16 protein-coding genes are annotated in these 14,917 nt (G+C 64.9%); 7 read left to right on the forward strand and 9 right to left on the reverse strand.

Annotation, left to right across the window (positions count from 1 at the left end; all coding sequences use genetic code 11):
• Positions 1-53 precede the first annotated feature (53 nt).
• Positions 54-449: a FixH family protein gene (locus DY467_RS07990; protein ID WP_164635147.1), complete on the reverse strand. Its 396-nt coding sequence runs from the start codon at positions 447-449 to the stop codon at positions 54-56.
• A 96-nt stretch (positions 450-545) separates the two neighbouring features.
• Positions 546-944, reverse strand: a complete 399-nt coding sequence (locus tag DY467_RS07995) for a hypothetical protein (protein WP_164635148.1) — start codon at positions 942-944, stop codon at positions 546-548.
• A 544-nt stretch (positions 945-1,488) separates the two neighbouring features.
• Between DY467_RS07995 and DY467_RS08000 the strand changes: the two genes are divergently transcribed.
• From DY467_RS08000 to DY467_RS08025, 6 genes are all read left to right on the forward strand, one after another.
• The gene (locus DY467_RS08000; protein ID WP_013503751.1) at positions 1,489-2,433 is read left to right on the forward strand and encodes a family 2A encapsulin nanocompartment shell protein; all 945 of its coding nucleotides are present in this window, start codon (positions 1,489-1,491) and stop codon (positions 2,431-2,433) included.
• Positions 2,420-4,399, forward strand: a complete 1,980-nt coding sequence (locus DY467_RS26495) for a family 2A encapsulin nanocompartment cargo protein cysteine desulfurase (RefSeq protein WP_164635150.1) — start codon at positions 2,420-2,422, stop codon at positions 4,397-4,399. The genes DY467_RS08000 and DY467_RS26495 overlap by 14 nt, the downstream gene beginning before the upstream one ends.
• 159 nt (positions 4,400-4,558) lie before the next feature.
• Positions 4,559-5,506, forward strand: coding sequence for a serine O-acetyltransferase EpsC (epsC, locus tag DY467_RS08010; protein WP_164635152.1), 948 nt, complete (start codon positions 4,559-4,561; stop codon positions 5,504-5,506).
• Positions 5,507-5,695: 189 nt separating this feature from the next.
• Entirely contained in the window at positions 5,696-6,802 is a 1,107-nt protein-coding gene (locus tag DY467_RS08015; RefSeq protein WP_107343464.1) for a methionine ABC transporter ATP-binding protein, read from the forward strand.
• A complete protein-coding gene (locus DY467_RS08020; RefSeq protein ID WP_107343465.1) occupies positions 6,792-7,460 on the forward strand; it encodes a methionine ABC transporter permease in 669 nt (222 codons plus the stop codon). Before DY467_RS08015 ends, DY467_RS08020 begins: the two co-directional genes overlap by 11 nt.
• Positions 7,461-7,489: 29 nt before the next feature.
• Entirely contained in the window at positions 7,490-8,263 is a 774-nt protein-coding gene (locus tag DY467_RS08025) for a MetQ/NlpA family ABC transporter substrate-binding protein (protein WP_164635154.1), read from the forward strand.
• Between the two features lie 345 nt (positions 8,264-8,608).
• On the opposite strand, the gene DY467_RS08030 is transcribed toward DY467_RS08025, so the two are convergent.
• The 4 genes from DY467_RS08030 to DY467_RS08045 all read right to left on the reverse strand — a co-directional run bounded on the left by DY467_RS08030 (position 8,609) and on the right by DY467_RS08045 (position 11,503).
• Entirely contained in the window at positions 8,609-9,946 is a 1,338-nt protein-coding gene (locus DY467_RS08030) for a phenylacetate--CoA ligase family protein (protein ID WP_164635156.1), read from the reverse strand.
• Positions 9,947-10,041: 95 nt separating this feature from the next.
• Complete coding sequence (locus DY467_RS08035) at positions 10,042-10,827, reverse strand: MetQ/NlpA family ABC transporter substrate-binding protein (RefSeq protein ID WP_164635157.1); 786 nt, start codon at positions 10,825-10,827, stop codon at positions 10,042-10,044.
• A 251-nt stretch (positions 10,828-11,078) separates the two neighbouring features.
• Complete coding sequence (locus tag DY467_RS08040; RefSeq protein ID WP_012495068.1) at positions 11,079-11,270, reverse strand: hypothetical protein; 192 nt, start codon at positions 11,268-11,270, stop codon at positions 11,079-11,081.
• A 71-nt stretch (positions 11,271-11,341) separates the two neighbouring features.
• A complete protein-coding gene (locus tag DY467_RS08045) occupies positions 11,342-11,503 on the reverse strand; it encodes a hypothetical protein (protein ID WP_164635159.1) in 162 nt (53 codons plus the stop codon).
• A 460-nt stretch (positions 11,504-11,963) separates the two neighbouring features.
• Here DY467_RS08045 and DY467_RS08050 point away from each other — a divergent pair, with 460 nt between their 5' ends.
• Positions 11,964-12,797 (forward strand): NAD(+)--dinitrogen-reductase ADP-D-ribosyltransferase, encoded by an 834-nt coding sequence (locus DY467_RS08050; protein WP_107343469.1) that lies wholly within the window; start codon positions 11,964-11,966, stop codon positions 12,795-12,797.
• A gap of 171 nt (positions 12,798-12,968) precedes the next feature.
• Here DY467_RS08050 and DY467_RS08055 read toward each other — a convergent pair whose 3' ends face one another.
• From DY467_RS08055 to anfO, 3 genes are read right to left on the reverse strand one after another with little or no spacing between them, the layout of a single operon-like run.
• Positions 12,969-13,499 (reverse strand): pyridoxamine 5'-phosphate oxidase family protein, encoded by a 531-nt coding sequence (locus tag DY467_RS08055; protein WP_164635161.1) that lies wholly within the window; start codon positions 13,497-13,499, stop codon positions 12,969-12,971.
• A 57-nt stretch (positions 13,500-13,556) separates the two neighbouring features.
• Positions 13,557-14,147 carry a gamma-glutamylcyclotransferase family protein gene (locus tag DY467_RS08060; protein WP_164635163.1) on the reverse strand — a complete coding sequence of 197 codons (591 nt, stop codon included), beginning with the start codon at positions 14,145-14,147 and terminating at the stop codon, positions 13,557-13,559.
• Positions 14,144-14,836: a Fe-only nitrogenase accessory protein AnfO gene (anfO, locus tag DY467_RS08065; RefSeq protein ID WP_164635165.1), complete on the reverse strand. Its 693-nt coding sequence runs from the start codon at positions 14,834-14,836 to the stop codon at positions 14,144-14,146. Before anfO ends, DY467_RS08060 begins: the two co-directional genes overlap by 4 nt.
• Positions 14,837-14,917: the final 81 nt, after the last annotated feature.

Raw genomic sequence — 14,917 nt, forward strand, 5'->3', positions numbered from 1 at the left:
TTGTCGGGAGAAGTGAGGGACGGCGGCGCCGCGGCTTGCGGCGCCGCTTGCGCCTACTTGAACGCCTTGACGATCACCTTGCCGGTGACGGTCTCGGGCTCGCCCTGGACCTTCGCCAACAGCGTGATCTGGTAGCGGCCGGCCATCGGCAGGTCGGTCTTGAAGGCATACACGCCGGGCTCCGGCGACGGCAGTGCCGTCACTGGCGACACCATGTCGGCCATGTTGTCCGGCGCCATGTCGACGCGGGTCTTGAAGATCACCGCGCCTTCCACCGGCTTGCCGGTGGTCTTGTGGGTGAGGCGGATCGCGACGGTGACGTCGTCGCCCTTCTTCATCTCGGGGGTCTTGGGCTCGAAGGTGTAGTCACCCGCGCCGGCCATTGCGGCGGTCGCAAACAGGGTGAGCGCGGCGGCGCAGGCCGCTGCGGTGCTGAATTTCGCAGTCATCATGATCTCCAAACGTGTCTGATCTCGTGCCGCGGCCGAACGGCACGCAGCATTTATCGGCGCGGGCGAAACGCTCGCGCGGCGGTCAGCGAGAGATCAGACGCGAGGAGGCCGGAACGGCGGGCTGCCGGCGTGGTCCGGCACGAACAGGTCGGCCGGCGGAAACACCGTGCCTGCGCGTTGGGCGATGAACTTCACCGGCACCGTAGCCACCGGCGAGAAGCCGACCGAGGCGCCGACGCAGCAGAACCCGAGCGGGCACTTGGCCGGATGTTCCGGCAGGGAGGGCGTTATTGGCGCCGCATCGGCGGTAGCGCCGTGGCAGGATTCGACGGCGGCGGTGAAGTGGGTGCCAGCGTGATGCTCGTGGTGCTGGACGTGCTGCGCGGCTTCCGCCGGTCCGATAGGCAGCATGACGGCCGACGCCGAGCCGACCGGCAAAGCCGCCAGCGACAACGCAATCATCAGCGCCAAGATCGTCCGGAACAGTCGCATCCCGCTTTCAGCTCGCCAAGGTCTATCGGTGATCCGATAGCACGACGCCAGAGGTAAGACTTGTCACGCGTCAATTTCAAGACCGACGCTTATGGAAGGCGCGACGGTCTCGACTTGATCGATCATACCCCTGCAGGGTATCCAGGCGCAAGGGGGGGCGTTTCGGCATCCGCCACGGGGCTGGGCGCGCGCCGGGCGCCACATCGAGCCTTCCCTGGTGCGGTGACACCTGTCCGTTGCCTGCTGCCGGCCCTGCAGTGGCCGCCGGGACACAATTCCACATCCATCTAAAGAATTATTCTCGTGGCGCGAAGGAACTCATTCTTCGGCGGCAGCCTTCGAGAAAATGCACTGCTAATCACCCGGGCTGAATCGACAGCAATGAGTTGAGTGCATCTGTTAGTAGAAATCTATTCTATTAGTTGCGTGTCCCGCGACAGATCGCTGACATGGACACAGCTCAAATCTTCTCCTATTCCGCAAAGGTGGTCCATTTGAGCGACGCGCCGGCACTTAGGTGCCGCGGCGCCGAGGGTAGTGATTCATGACTGAAGATACCGAAGTTCGCAGGACGCTCGCTGAAGGCGCAGCGCGCCAACTCGCCAACGCGACCAAGACCCGCGCGCAATGGGGCGGCATCTCCCCGCGCTGGCTGGTGCCGCTGTTGCAATGGACCCCGGTCGAGGCTGGTATCTTCCGTCTCAACCGCGTCAAGGAAACGCGCGGCGCGACCGCATCTGCCTCGTTCGATGTCGAATGCAGCCCGCGGCGCGACCGCGATCCGGATCTGCCGGAGACCTTCGTCGACTACGAGGAGCATCCGCGCGAGTACTTCCTCAATGCGGTGACGACCGTGCTGGACGTGCAGACCCGCGTGTCCGACCTCTACAGCCATCCGTTCGATCAGATCCAGGAGCAGCTGCGGCTGCTGATCGAGAAGGTCAAGGAGCGGCAGGAAGGCGAACTGATCAACAACGCCGAATATGGCCTGCTCGCCAACACCGCGCCGTCGCAGCGGATTTCGACCCGGAAGGGGCCGCCGACCCCGGACGATCTCGACGAACTGATCACCAAGGTCTGGAAGGAGCCGGCGTTCTTCCTGGCGCATCCGCGCGCCATCGCGGCGTTCGGTCGCGAGTGCACCCGCCGCGGCGTGCCGCCGCCGACCATCAATATGTTTGGCTCGCCGTTTCTCACATGGCGCGGTCTGCCGCTGGTGCCGTCCGACAAGGTGCCGTTCGACGAAGCCGGCCGCACCAAGATCTTGCTGCTGCGCACCGGCGAGAAGAAGCAGGGCGTGGTCGGCCTGTTCCAGCCCGGCGTGCCGGGCGAAGTGGCGCCGAGCCTGTCGGTGCGGTTCATGGGCATCAACCGCAAGGCGATCGCCTCGTATCTGATCTCGCTGTACTGCTCGCTGGCGGTGCTGACCGAGGACGCGCTCGGTGTGCTCGATGACGTCGAGGTCGGTACGTATCATGAGTACGCCTGAGCCGACCCTGCCGCATCCGGGCTCTGCGGCGCTGCCGCAAGGCGGAGCGCTGCCGCATCCGGCCTCGCTGGAGCAGGCGTCCGCCGCAGCGGTCGGTGCACCGGATGTTGCCTCGATCGCGCGGCTGGCGAATGCGTTCTTCTCGGCGCTGCCGACCGGGGCGGTGCCGGAGCCCGGCGCCGCGCTCGGCTCGGCGCCACTGTTTGCCGCCGAGCCGCTGCACAACGCGATTCCCGGCACGCCGGCGCTATCGCCCTCCTATAAGCCGAACCACAATCCCGGCGCGGCCTCGCCGATCCCCACCGTGGGCGCGGCGCGGCCGTCGGCACCGATCTTCGCGCTCGATCCCAATCTGGGACCGGAGCCGACCACGGCGGTTGGCTCGCTGCCGCAGGAGCTGAAGGTGCCGCTCGCGGCTCCGCCTGTGGCGCCGCCGCCTCCGTCTGCACCGGCGGTTCAGCCGGTGTTCGCGCGCGACACCGATCTGGCCGCGCTCCCAGGCCGGCTCGACGAATCCCGCAGCTTCGTGCCGCGCACCGCATTGCCGAGCGCCGGGCCGTTCGGTGCCGACGCCGCGGCGACGGCAGCGCCGTTGTACTTTCTTGCGGACAATACGACCCTGGCCCATGCGACGCCGGCATCAGCCGCGCCGCCCCGTGTCGAGACCTTCGACCTCACCGGGTTGGCGCCGCAGCATCGCACCGACGTTCATGTGCTTGATCTGTCCGGCGCGCGGCCGTTCGACGCCAACGTCTTCAAGCGTGATTTCCCGATCCTGCGCGAGACCGTCAACGGTCGGCCGCTGGTGTGGCTCGACAACGGCGCCACGACGCAGAAGCCGCAATGCGTAATCGACCGGCTGGTGAAGTTCTACACGCACGAGAACTCCAACATCCATCGTGCCGCCCACACGCTGGCGGCGCGTTCGACCGATGCCTATGAGGCCGCCCGCGACAAGGTGCGCAGCTTCATCAATGCGCCCTCGGTGAAGGATATCGTGTTCGTGCGCGGCGCCACCGAGGCGATCAACCTCGTGGCGCAGGCCTGGGGCCGCCGCAATGTCGGCGAAGGCGACGAGATCGTGGTGTCGCATCTCGAGCATCATGCCAACATCGTGCCGTGGCAGCAGCTCGCGGCCGAGAAGGGCGCTCGCTTGCGCGTCGCGCCGGTCGACGATCACGGCCAGATCCTGCTCGACGAATACGAAAAGCTGCTCGGGCCGAAGACCAAGATCGTCGCGTTCACGCAAGTCTCCAACGCGCTCGGCACGGTCACCCCGGTTGCTGAGATGACCGCGCTGGCGCATCGCCACGGCGCCAAGGTGCTGGTCGACGGCGCCCAAGGCGTCTGCCACATGCCGGTCGACGTCCAGGCGCTGGATGTCGACTTCTACGCCTTCTCCGGTCACAAGATGTTCGCGCCGACCGGCATCGGCGTGCTGTACGGCAAGGCCGATGTCCTCGAAGCGATGCCACCGTGGCAGGGCGGCGGCAACATGATCGCCGATGTCACGTTCGAGAAGACGATCTTCCAGGGGCCCCCGGATCGGTTCGAAGCCGGCACCGGCAATATCGCCGATGCGGTCGGTCTTGGCGCGGCGATCGATTACTTGACCCGCATTGGCATGGCCAACATCGCGGCGCACGAGCACGAGCTGCTCGCCTATGGCACCGAGCATCTGCTGACGGTGCCGGGCCTCAAGCTGATCGGCACCGCGCGCGAGAAGGCCGGCATCCTGTCGTTCGTGCTCGATGGCTGCCGCAGCGAGGATGTCGGTAAGGCGCTCGACCGTGAAGGCATCGCAGTGCGCGCCGGCCATCATTGCGCCCAGCCGATCCTGCGCCGGTTCGGGCTGGAAAGCACGGTGCGGCCGTCGCTCGCTCTTTACAACACCCATGACGACATCGACGCGCTGGTCGACGCGTTGCGCCGATTGCAGAGCGGGCGGGGCGTGCGCGGGAACTGATGGGAAGATGTCGCGTCTCAGGATGTCGTCATTGCGAGGAGCGAAGCGACGAAGCAATCCAGCTTCGTGCAGTGAGCTGGATTGCTTCGCCTTCGGCTCGCAATGACGGGGAGAGATTGTCACTGAACGCTGTAAGGCCAACTCACCGGAGCCGCCTGCATGTCGCAATCCGCCGAGCCCCGTGTCGTCACTGAGCCAGCATGGGACCTCGGCGAGATCGTCGCCGAACTCGCAGGGCTCCGCGCCATCTCTCAGCGGCGGCGCTATCGCAGCCGATCGCTGCCGGAATTGCCGTCGCGCGAAGCGGTGGCTGGCATCGTCGATGCCTTGGTGGCGGCGCTTTATCCGCGTCATTTCGGGCCGGCTGGCCTGTCGGAAGACAGCCTCGACATCTATGTTGCCGACACCATCGAGCAGGCGCTGCGCCGGCTGCGCCGCGAGGTCGGCCGCGAACTGCGCCTTGCCGATCTCGACGGCGCCGCCAAGCCCGGCGAGATCGAACAGCAAGCGCTGACCATCGCGGCGGAGTTCGCCCACGATCTGCCGCGCATCCGCGCGCTGCTCGACAGCGATATCCGCGCCGCGTTCGATGGCGATCCGGCAGCGAAGAGCCTGGACGAAGTCGTGTTCTGCTATCCGGGCGTTGCCGCGATGATCCGGCATCGCATCGCGCACCGGCTCTACGTGTTCGGCGTGCCGATGCTGGCGCGGATCGTTGCCGAGATCGCCCATGCGCAGACCGGGATCGACATTCATCCCGGCGCGACCATCGGCGAGAGCTTTTTCATCGATCACGGCACCGGCGTGGTGATCGGCGAGACCGCGCGGATCGGCAAGCGGGTGCGGCTGTATCAAGCGGTGACGCTCGGCGCCAAGCGGTTCGAGACCGATGAGCACGGCCGCATCGTCAAGGGTGGCGACCGTCATCCAATCATCGAGGACGAGGTCGTGATCTATGCCGGCGCCACGGTGCTCGGGCGGGTGACGATCGGGCAGGGCTCGTCGATTGGCGGCGGCGTCTGGCTGACGCGCGACGTTCCGCCGAACAGCGTCATCACCCAGGCGAAGGCGCGGTATGACGCCTTCGAGGACGGTGGCGGTATCTGAGGCCGCGCGCCTGCGAAAGAATTTTCTCCCGATTGGCGCTTTCGGGTCAGATCTTGGTCGCGATTTACTGTCAGCGCGACCGACGCGTTGTTTTTATTCTCCAGGCATTGCGATGCGGGAGGCCGGCCGGTAGTCGATAGGGAACGCCGCCACGCGGGCGGCCACCTGGAATCGATGAACGAGCCCATTATGAATGCTCCCTGGCAACCGCCCGCGGGAGAGCGCCCCGCCTTTGTATCGTCGCAGCCGACGACCGGTATCCTGATCGACCGCGTCCGCAAGGTTTATCCGGCGCGGAAGAGCAGCGCCGAAGTGGTCGCCCTCGACGACATCAGCCTGACCGTGCCGAAAGGCTCGATCCTCGGCGTGATCGGCCGCAGCGGTGCCGGCAAGTCGACGCTGATCCGGCTGATCAACGGCCTCGATAAGCCGTCGAGCGGTCGCGTCGTCGTCAACGGCGTCGAAATCACCGCGCTGTCCGAACGCGATCTGCGCACCGCGCGGCGCTCGATCGGCATGGTGTTCCAGCACTTCAATCTGCTGTCGTCGCGCACCGCGTTCGGCAACGTCGCACTGCCGCTCGAGATCGCCGGCACGCCCAAAGCCGAGATCGAAAAGCGCGTGCTGCCGCTCTTGGACATGGTCGGGCTCGCCGACAAGCGTGATCGCTATCCGGCGGAGCTGTCCGGCGGTCAGAAGCAGCGCGTCGGCATTGCCCGCGCGCTCGCGACCGAACCCTCGGTGCTGCTGTCGGACGAAGCCACATCGGCGCTCGATCCGGAAACCACCGATCAGATCCTCGAGCTGTTGAAGCAGATCAATCGCGATCTGCATCTTACCATCCTGTTCATCACCCACGAGATGGCGGTGGTGAAAGCGCTGGCCGACCGCGTCGCGGTGATCGAAGGCGGCCGGATCGTCGAGGACGGCGCAACCTTCGATGTGTTCGCCACCCCGCGTCATGAGGTGACGCGGCGGTTTGTCTCGTCAGTGACCGGCAGCGGCGCGCCGGATTGGCTCTTGGAAAAGTTGCAGCCGCAGCAGCCGCCGGGCGGTCAGGCGGTGCTGCGCATCACCTTCAAGGGAAGCGATGCCAACCAGCCGCTGCTGTCGCGGGTGTCGCGCGATCTCGGCGTCAATCTCAACATTCTGTCGGGGCAAGTCGAGATGATCGCCGGCCATCCGTTCGGCACGCTGATCGTGTCGCTCGACGCTGGTCCCGACGTGCTGCGCCAGGTGATCGCGCAACTCTCGGCTGGCAACAATCTGGTGGAGCAGCTCGGCTATGTCGCCTGAACTCATTCGCATGATCGCGTCGTCGACGCTCGACACCCTCTATATGGTCGGCTTGGCGGGGCTGTTTGGCACGCTGATCGGTCTGCCGCTCGGTATCTTCCTCGCCACCTCTCAGGCCGGCGAGCTGTTTGCCGCGCCGATCGCCAATCGCCTGATCGGCGTCGTCGTCAACGCGACGCGCTCGACGCCGTTCATCATCCTGGTGGTGGCGATCGTGCCGTTGACCCGGCTGATCGCCGGCACCTCGATCGGCACCGCGGCGGCGACCGTGCCGCTGACGATCGCTGCGATCCCGTTCATTGCCCGCGTCATCGAAGCGGCGATCCGGGAGGTCGATCACGGCCTGATCGAAGCCGCGCGTGCGTTCGGCGCCAGCCCGCTGCAGATCGTCCGTAAGGTGCTGCTGCCCGAAGCGATGCCAGCGGTGACGATGGCGCTGACGCTCACCATCGTCAGCCTGCTCGGCTATTCGGCGATGGTCGGTGCCGTCGGCGGCGGTGGTCTCGGCGACCTCGGGATTCGCTACGGCTACCAGCGCTTCATGCCGGAGGTGATGCTGACCGTGGTGCTGGTGCTGATCGCGTTGGTGCAGGGCGTGCAGACGCTCGGCGACACGCTGGCGCGCAAGCTCGATAAGCGCCGCATCCGTCGTCACTAATTTTCGCTGTTCAGACCAGGAGTATTCGAATGCGCCGTCTTGCCGTTTCCCTGATCGCGCTGGCTTTCGCCGGCGCTGCCCATGCCGAAACCATCCGTGTCGGCGTCACCGCCGGTCCGCATGCCGAGATCATCGACGTGGTCAAGAAAGTCGCCGCCGAGCGCGGCCTCGACATCAAGCCTGTCGAGTTCACCGACTACGTGGTGCCGAACCAAGCGCTCGCGCAGAAGGAACTCGAGGCCAATTCGTTTCAGCACGAGCCCTATCTGAAGGCGCAGGTCGCCAAGACTGGCTGGAAGATCGTCAAGGTCGCCAATACCATCGCGTCGCCGCAGGGCGTGTACTCGGTCAAGGTCAAGGCGCTCGCCGATCTGAAGCCGGGCGCTACTGTGGCTATCGCCAACGATCCGTCCAACGGCGCGCGCGGCCTGCAGATCCTGGCGCTCCATGGCTTGATCAAGCTGAAGGAGGGCGTTGGCGCCACCGCGACGGTCGCCGACATCATCGACAATCCGAAGAAGCTGAAATTCGTCGAACTCGACGCCGCCCAGCTGCCGCGCTCGTTGCAGGACGTCGATCTGGTGTCGATCAACAACAACTACGCGGTGCAGGCCGGCCTCGACCCGTCCAAGGACGCGCTCGCCCGTGAGAATGTCGAAGGCCCCTGGGTCAACATCATCGCGGTGCGCGAAGAGGATAAGGACAAGCCCTGGGTCAAGCAGCTGATCGACGCCTATCACTCCGACCCGGTCAAGCAGTTCGTCGAAACCCGCTTCAAGGGCACGTATATCCCGGCGTGGTGAGTTGGATAAAACTGCGCGCAAACCACACAAATCACCGTCATCCCCCGCGAAAGCGGGGGATCTAGTATTTCAGTGCTTCAGTGATTGAAGCAAAGTACCCCAACAGCAACTCTCTGGGATACTGGGTCGCCCGCTTTCGCGGGCGATGACGGCAGGGATCGGCACGCGCGCCTGCTTCGCTGGTTAATCACGTCCTCTCCCCGTCATTGCGAGCGCAGCGAAGCAATCCACAAAGCCTCATGTACGGAGCTGGATTGCTTCGTCGGCTTCGCCTCCTCGCAATGACGGTGTGGAGAGGTGCGGCGGAACGCTGACGCTCCGCCGCCTGGTCCTCCGTCTTCTTCCTCAGCTCCACACCCCGCTGCGCCGGTCTTCGACCCGCTTGGCCTTGTGCGTGGCGCGCGGCAGGGTGTCGGGCTTCAGCACCGAGACCGCGGCTGAGACGCCGGTGATGGCCTTCAGCTTGCGTTCGAACCGGTCGGCGAGCGTGTGAGTCTCGCCGTTGTAGCCGTGGATGTGCTCGACCTCGACGGTGAGACGGTCGAGGTGATTGATCCGGTCGACCACCAGCCGATATTCGCCGGTCAGCTCATGATCCTGCCGCGCTACGGCTTCGACGTCGCTCGGGAACAGGTTGACGCCCTTGATGATCAGCATGTCGTCGCGCCGGCCATGCACGCCGTTGAGCCGGATCGCGGTGCGGCCGCAGCGGCACGGCTCCGGATTGAAGCTGACGATGTCGCCGGTGCGGAAACGGATCATCGGCCGCGCCGTTTTCTGCAGCGTGGTGAGCACCATTTCGCCGCGGTCTCCCGGCTTCACCGGCTCGCCGCTGTCGGGATCAATCACTTCGACCAGGATGTGGTCTTCGGCCCAGTGCAGCCCTTCCTTCTGCTCGCACATCCCGGCGCAGGAGCCGAAGATGTCGGACAGGCCGTAATAGTCGTACACCGACGCACCCCACAGTTGTTCGATGCGGCCCCGGGTCTCGGGGATCGAGCCGCCGGGCTCGCCGGCGACGAAGATCCGGCGCACGGCCAGATCCTTGCGGAGATCGTAGCCTTCCTTGATCGCGGTCTCGCCGAGGTACCAGGCGTAGGACGGTGTGGTCCAGATCACCGTGGCCTGGAACTGGCGCAGGATCTGCAGCAGCCGGTCGGACGGAATGGTGCCGGCGTGGATCGTCAGCGCGCCGAGCTTCTGCGCACCGAGCACGCACGGGCCGCCGATGAACAGCGAGAAGTTCAGCGAATGCACGTAGCGATCGCTTGGCCGCATTCCGGACGACCAGAACTGCCGCGCCTCATAGTCGATCCAGCCGTCGAAATCGGCTTGCGTGAACGGCGAGGCGGTCGGCACGCCGGTCGAGCCGGACGATGCGGAGATGTAGACGATGTCGCGCTCCGGCACTGCGACGAGATCGCCGAACGGCGGCACTGCGATTTGGCGGTCACGTAGCGTGCGCTTGTCGATGAACGGAAAGCGGCGGATGTCGTCGAGCGATTTGATCTGGTCGGGCGAAACCTTCGCGGCGTCGAAAGCGGCGCGATAGGCCGGCGAGCCCGCATAGGCATGGGCGACGTGCTTTTGCAGCAGCGACAGTTTCAGCGCGTCCCAGTCGGCGCGCGATTGGGTTTCGAGCTTGGCGTCCCAATACGGCCGCTCGTCGGAAGTCGTGGTCATTTGCAGTGTTCCTGAATGCCGACGACCGGCCGCAGGGCGGCCGGTCGCGTTGTCGATGACAGAAATGGCGTGGATCGTCGTCGCGGCGGCCGGTCTCACCAGGTGGTGAGAATGGTGCCGTTGAAGCGCTTTTCGGTGAAGGCCTTCACCTCCGGCGAGCGATAGATCTCAACGAACTTCTTCAGTGTGGCGTTGTCCTTGTTCTTGGCGCGCACCGCGAACACCAGGTTCCAGTTGGTGTCAGCGCCCTCAAGCAGCAGCGCGCTCTTCGGATCAAGCCCGGCGCTGAGTGCGTAGTTGAGATTGACCGCCGAGAAGTCGAGGTCGTTCAGCGAGCGCGGCAGCTGCGCGGCGTCGAGTTCGACGATCTTCAGATGCTTGGGGTTCTCGGCGATGTCGGCGATCGTCGCCTTGATGCCGATGCCCGGCTTCAGCTTGATCAGCCCGGCCTTCTCGAACAGCTGCAGCGCACGGGCGCCGTTGGAGGGATCGTTCGGGATCGCGGCGCTGGCGCCGTCCTTGATGTCGGTCAGCGTCTTGACCTTGTTCGAATAGATCCCGATCGGCACGATGATGCTCTTGGCGATCGAGACGATGTCGTAGCCACGCTGCGCCACCTGGTTGTCGAGATAAGGCTGGTGCTGGAAGTTGTTGATGTCGAGATCGTCCTGCGCCAGTGCCGCATTCGGCACAGTGTAGTCGGTGAATTCGGTGATCTTCACCTCGATGCCCTGCTTGGCGGCGATGTCGCCGGCGTAGCGCAGGATCTCGGCGTACGGACCGGCGGTGGTGCCGATCCGGACCACCTCTGTGCTGAAGGCCGGAGCCGCGGCGGTGAGCGCAGCAAAGGCGGCCGCGGCGAAAACGAGTTTACGAGCCATGGGAATTCAACCTCGATACGTGACCATCTTGGTGGTCGTGGTTTGCGGGGAAACTATCGGCCGCCTGATCCGGCGGCCATTTCAAAATCCGCGGCGGAGCGAGATCGGCATTCCCCGATCCTGCGCTGCCGCAGAAGATTCGTGTCGTGGGCGCGGCTCATGGTGCCAGCCGCGCCTCCGCGACGATCACGTCGCGAAAGCGGCTTTGGCGAGCCGTTTTGGATAGGAGTGAGAAACGCTGCCGCTCCGGGCTATTGCAGCCGCGGACGGCCTTCCTTCCAGCAGCGGGTCGCGGCCTTCTGGGCGGCGACCAGCGAACCGAACGAGCGGCGCTCCAGACTGTTGAAGTCGTGATGCGCGGCGAAGAAGCAGAACTTGCGTCCATCCCGGACGACGATGCCGGCAGTGCGGGCTTGAACTTCGATAACGTAAGCGTCGGACATGACTCTCCCACTGGCAAAGCCAGCGCCTTCTGATCTCTGATGATGTCGGTGGTGTCGAAACGGTGTCGGCGTCAGCCGAGATTCATTCGACAGCTACAACAGAGGCCGGAGCGGGAGAGTGCGCGCTCCGACGAGATCACGCCGCGCGAGGCCGAGACGGCCGTGATGAGCGCAAGCGGAGTACCGAATTGCGGTGCAGTTAAGTCAGCAATGGTCGAGATGTTGGCGTTCATGAGCCGATCTCCGTCAACAAAGGAGCCCACGAGCCGTGTCGTGGCGCTTTAGCGATTAAACCCGCGGCGCAAGCTGCTCCGTCAAATCCCGCGATCCGCGCTCACGAAGAACATCGGACGAGCCAACTCTGCCAAACGCCGTTGTGAAGTCAACGTGCGCCGAAAAATAAGATCGATTTGGCGCGGGATCGCGCGAATGAGAAAACGCCGCGGTTTGCGCGATCGGATGAAGAGAACTTTCTGCTGCAGCGCACGCACCCGCGAACCGGCTCGAAACAGGCACTCTGTTCGCGACTCTCTGTCGGGTACGGAAACGATGGCTCGCTTGAAGAGGTGTCATTCAGGATAAGTTGCGAGTCACTCGTGATCAGAGCCGCAGCCCCCCTCCGACAGGTGGGCTTGATGAGGGACTGATGTCCCGATCAAATGGCGCGCCGCCACTCCGGTCTCGCAGCCACGCATGGACGAACCTATCCCTTCTCCTCCGGTGAGCGAGGATCCCGAACGCTGGTACTGCACCAATATGGTGGGCGTGCCGGTCGGGCTGATCGGCTCGACGGCGTTCAATCGCTGCCTGCGGCGGATCACTATCCATGGCACGCGAGAGACCCATCCGGGGCTGTTCCGGCTGCTGGCCGCCTGCGAGTATCCGGCGACGGCGGCCGAAGTGTTCGAGCACTACATGGAACTCGAGTTTGGTCTCGCGCCGGGAGCGCAGCAGCCCGGCTCAGCGCGGCATCCGACCAGCTATCTCGATCTGCTACGCGGCTGGGGCGTCGAGTCCGACTGCCCGAAGGCGGCCGTACTGAAGGGCTGGGTCGAGAGCCGGTTCGGGCTGGTGCCGACCTTCCATAAGCAGCGGCTCGGGCTGTTTCCGTCGGCGGCGTGGGCGACCTATCTGCAGGAGAAGACCGACGTCCGCTTTCACAATAACTGCATCTTCCAGCAATTCGATTTGCTGTACGAATATTGCCAATGGAGCATCCGCCGCTTCAAGACGCCGGGCCCGCGCTTCGTGCGGCTGTGGCGCGGCACCAATGATGTCGAGCAGCAGCTGGTCGAGGGCGATGCAAGGCAGCGGCTATGCACCGTGCGGCTGAACAATCTGGTGTCGTTCAGCGATTCCAAAGAGCGCGCCGAGGAGTTCGGCGACTGGGTGCTGGAGACCGAGGTGCCGACGGTGAAGCTGCTGTTCTTTCCCGGCCTTCTGCAGCGCCAGGTGCTCGGCTATGAAGGCGAGTTCCTGGTGATCGGCGGCAACTACAAGGTGCGCGCGTATCACGGGTGGTTTTGAGGGTCACTCAGCGTTTGTGCGGTGGTGAAGCGTCCCGCGCCTCCACGAGTCATTCCGGGGCGCTCGCGCAGCGAGCGAACCCGGAATCTCGGCCCCGAAGAATAATCTCGGGATTCCGGGTTCACGGCCCTTTGGGCCGCGCCCCGGAATGACGTGCGGTGGCAGGAGTGATCAATCCGTCTCGCCGGGCTGCTCGGGACGGGGCTCGCCGAAGCCGTAGGCTTTGCCCTTGATGCTGTCGATGTCGATCCGGATCACCTTGGTGATGCCGAGCTTTTCCGCCGGGTAATCGAACTTGCGGTCGGTAAAGCGGCTGACGATTAGGTCCAGCGCCCGGGTCTTCTCGGCGACGTCGTCGACGAAGCTGGCGCGGCCGAAGCCGATCACGGTGCGATGCTTGGCTTCGAAATCACAGGCCGCCTCGGCCGTCACAACGCCGTTCTCGGTCGTCACTTCGAAGCAGACGCGGTTGTTGGTCTTGAGGATCTCGATTTTGGTGCCGGCGCTGGCGGAATGGACATACAGCGCCTTGCCGTCGAAGCCGTAGAACACCGGCACCAGGAACGGCACGTTGTCGCGCGCCAGCGCCAAATGCAGCACCTTGTCGCTCGCCAGGATCGCATCGATTTCGGCGCGGTCGGTGATTTCGCGGCTCCGCCGCCGCATCGGTCGGGACAACAGGTCGGAGGCGGGGTCGGTCATTCCAAGTCTCCTAATGGCGCGGTGCTCCGGCTTGGCCGGGACCTCGGGATCGGATTGTCAGCAAGCGCAGGACAGCTTCGAGGCCAGTGCCTTGATGTCGGTGTTCATCTTCGGCACCGGATAGCGCGGCTGCACCGCAGGGCAGGTTTCGAGCGCTGCGATTGCATGTGCCGGTAGGCCCCGGGCGCGTGCGCCGGCGAGGATGAAGTCGAGATAGTCACGGCTTGCCGGCTGCTGCGGCCCCATCTCGGTCTTGCGGTGAAACAGCGCGTCGAGCGCCTGGCCGCGCTCATCGATCACTTCGACCGGGTAGTGGAAATACGATCCGCCGCCGTCGAGCTTGATGCCCTGCCAAGCATCGAAGCGGTCGAGCTCGGTGGCCGATAGCTCGTAGAGCACGCCCCACACCTCAGCGCCGGGTTCATCCACCAGGGTTTCGAGGCCGCTGTCCCAGATCTCCGAATGGCCGTGGAAGCCGAGCCGGTAGTCCGGCAGCCGGGCGATCGTGCGGATCTTCGGTTGGCACAGCCGCACCATGATGTGCTCGGGGTTCAGCGTCGCCCCATAGGCAAACAGCAGCGTGGTCGGCCGGCGGGCGGGCTTTGCGCGCGGCGCGGTCGGGAGCGGCGTGGTGATTGTCGGGGTCATGTCGCCTCAGCCTGTTGTTTCGGGGTGATGGTGGCGGCGACGCCGAGGCCTGGTAGCTCCATGATCTCGGCATCCATGTTGAGCGCGCGCATGGCACGGGAGAACCAGCGCGGAATGTGGTCGCAGACGAGGTCGAGCTGACGGAATGGCGTGCCGGTGAGGAACGGGATCAGAATGTCCCAGGAATTTAGCCCGGGATCGTCCTGCAGCAGGCGCACCAGATCGAGCCGGAAGTGACCGCTGTCGTCATCGCCGACCAGCACTGGCTTGATGTCGTCGAGATCGCTGCCCGCATCGTCCTGACGTCGGCGCCGCCGGCGCGAGCGTCGCTCGGCGCGTGCGGCCTTGGCGCTCTGCTGCGCGCGTTCGTTCTCTTTGCGGGCGATGGTCTCGAGCTGGGTGAACAGCGGGCCGTGCGACTGCCAGGTCTGCACGCCCATCTCCTGCAGCAGCGAATTGACGACGCCGCGCACGCTTCTGGAGAGAAACAGCCGGCAGTCTTCCAGCTCGGGGACCATCGCGGCGAGCGATGCGTGAATCTCGGCCAGCCCATCGTCCGGCCGCACCGCGAAGCGGATCGTCTTGCGGACCTTCCAGACTTCGCCCTGCTGCTCGAACAGCAGGATCACGCCCTTGTCCGAGACCTTGGCGACCTCGCCCTCGGCGTTGACGTAAGCTGCGATCTTCATCGGTTGTCTCGCGGCCGTCAGGAGAAAGAAGAGTCCGGCGACGGACATGGCAAACCGTCGCCGGACCAGATCATGACCGTG

This window comes from Rhodopseudomonas sp. BR0G17 (assembly GCF_010907025.1).
Taxonomy (GTDB): Bacteria; Pseudomonadota; Alphaproteobacteria; order Rhizobiales; family Xanthobacteraceae; genus Rhodopseudomonas; species Rhodopseudomonas palustris_H.

What these genes read in the sequence shown, in the direction of transcription:
- DY467_RS07990 (WP_164635147.1), bottom strand. Translation starts at nt 449, where the DNA reads ATGACTGCGAAATTCAGCACCGCAGCGGCCTGCGCCGCCGCGCTCACC.
- DY467_RS07995 (WP_164635148.1), bottom strand. Translation starts at nt 944, where the DNA reads ATGCGACTGTTCCGGACGATCTTGGCGCTGATGATTGCGTTGTCGCTG.
- DY467_RS08000 (WP_013503751.1), top strand. Translation starts at nt 1,489, where the DNA reads ATGACTGAAGATACCGAAGTTCGCAGGACGCTCGCTGAAGGCGCAGCG.
- DY467_RS26495 (WP_164635150.1), top strand. Translation starts at nt 2,420, where the DNA reads ATGAGTACGCCTGAGCCGACCCTGCCGCATCCGGGCTCTGCGGCGCTG.
- epsC (WP_164635152.1), top strand. Translation starts at nt 4,559, where the DNA reads ATGTCGCAATCCGCCGAGCCCCGTGTCGTCACTGAGCCAGCATGGGAC.
- DY467_RS08015 (WP_107343464.1), top strand. Translation starts at nt 5,696, where the DNA reads ATGAATGCTCCCTGGCAACCGCCCGCGGGAGAGCGCCCCGCCTTTGTA.
- DY467_RS08020 (WP_107343465.1), top strand. Translation starts at nt 6,792, where the DNA reads ATGTCGCCTGAACTCATTCGCATGATCGCGTCGTCGACGCTCGACACC.
- DY467_RS08025 (WP_164635154.1), top strand. Translation starts at nt 7,490, where the DNA reads ATGCGCCGTCTTGCCGTTTCCCTGATCGCGCTGGCTTTCGCCGGCGCT.
- DY467_RS08030 (WP_164635156.1), bottom strand. Translation starts at nt 9,946, where the DNA reads ATGACCACGACTTCCGACGAGCGGCCGTATTGGGACGCCAAGCTCGAA.
- DY467_RS08035 (WP_164635157.1), bottom strand. Translation starts at nt 10,827, where the DNA reads ATGGCTCGTAAACTCGTTTTCGCCGCGGCCGCCTTTGCTGCGCTCACC.
- DY467_RS08040 (WP_012495068.1), bottom strand. Translation starts at nt 11,270, where the DNA reads ATGTCCGACGCTTACGTTATCGAAGTTCAAGCCCGCACTGCCGGCATC.
- DY467_RS08045 (WP_164635159.1), bottom strand. Translation starts at nt 11,503, where the DNA reads ATGAACGCCAACATCTCGACCATTGCTGACTTAACTGCACCGCAATTC.
- DY467_RS08050 (WP_107343469.1), top strand. Translation starts at nt 11,964, where the DNA reads ATGGACGAACCTATCCCTTCTCCTCCGGTGAGCGAGGATCCCGAACGC.
- DY467_RS08055 (WP_164635161.1), bottom strand. Translation starts at nt 13,499, where the DNA reads ATGACCGACCCCGCCTCCGACCTGTTGTCCCGACCGATGCGGCGGCGG.
- DY467_RS08060 (WP_164635163.1), bottom strand. Translation starts at nt 14,147, where the DNA reads ATGACCCCGACAATCACCACGCCGCTCCCGACCGCGCCGCGCGCAAAG.
- anfO (WP_164635165.1), bottom strand. Translation starts at nt 14,836, where the DNA reads ATGAAGATCGCAGCTTACGTCAACGCCGAGGGCGAGGTCGCCAAGGTC.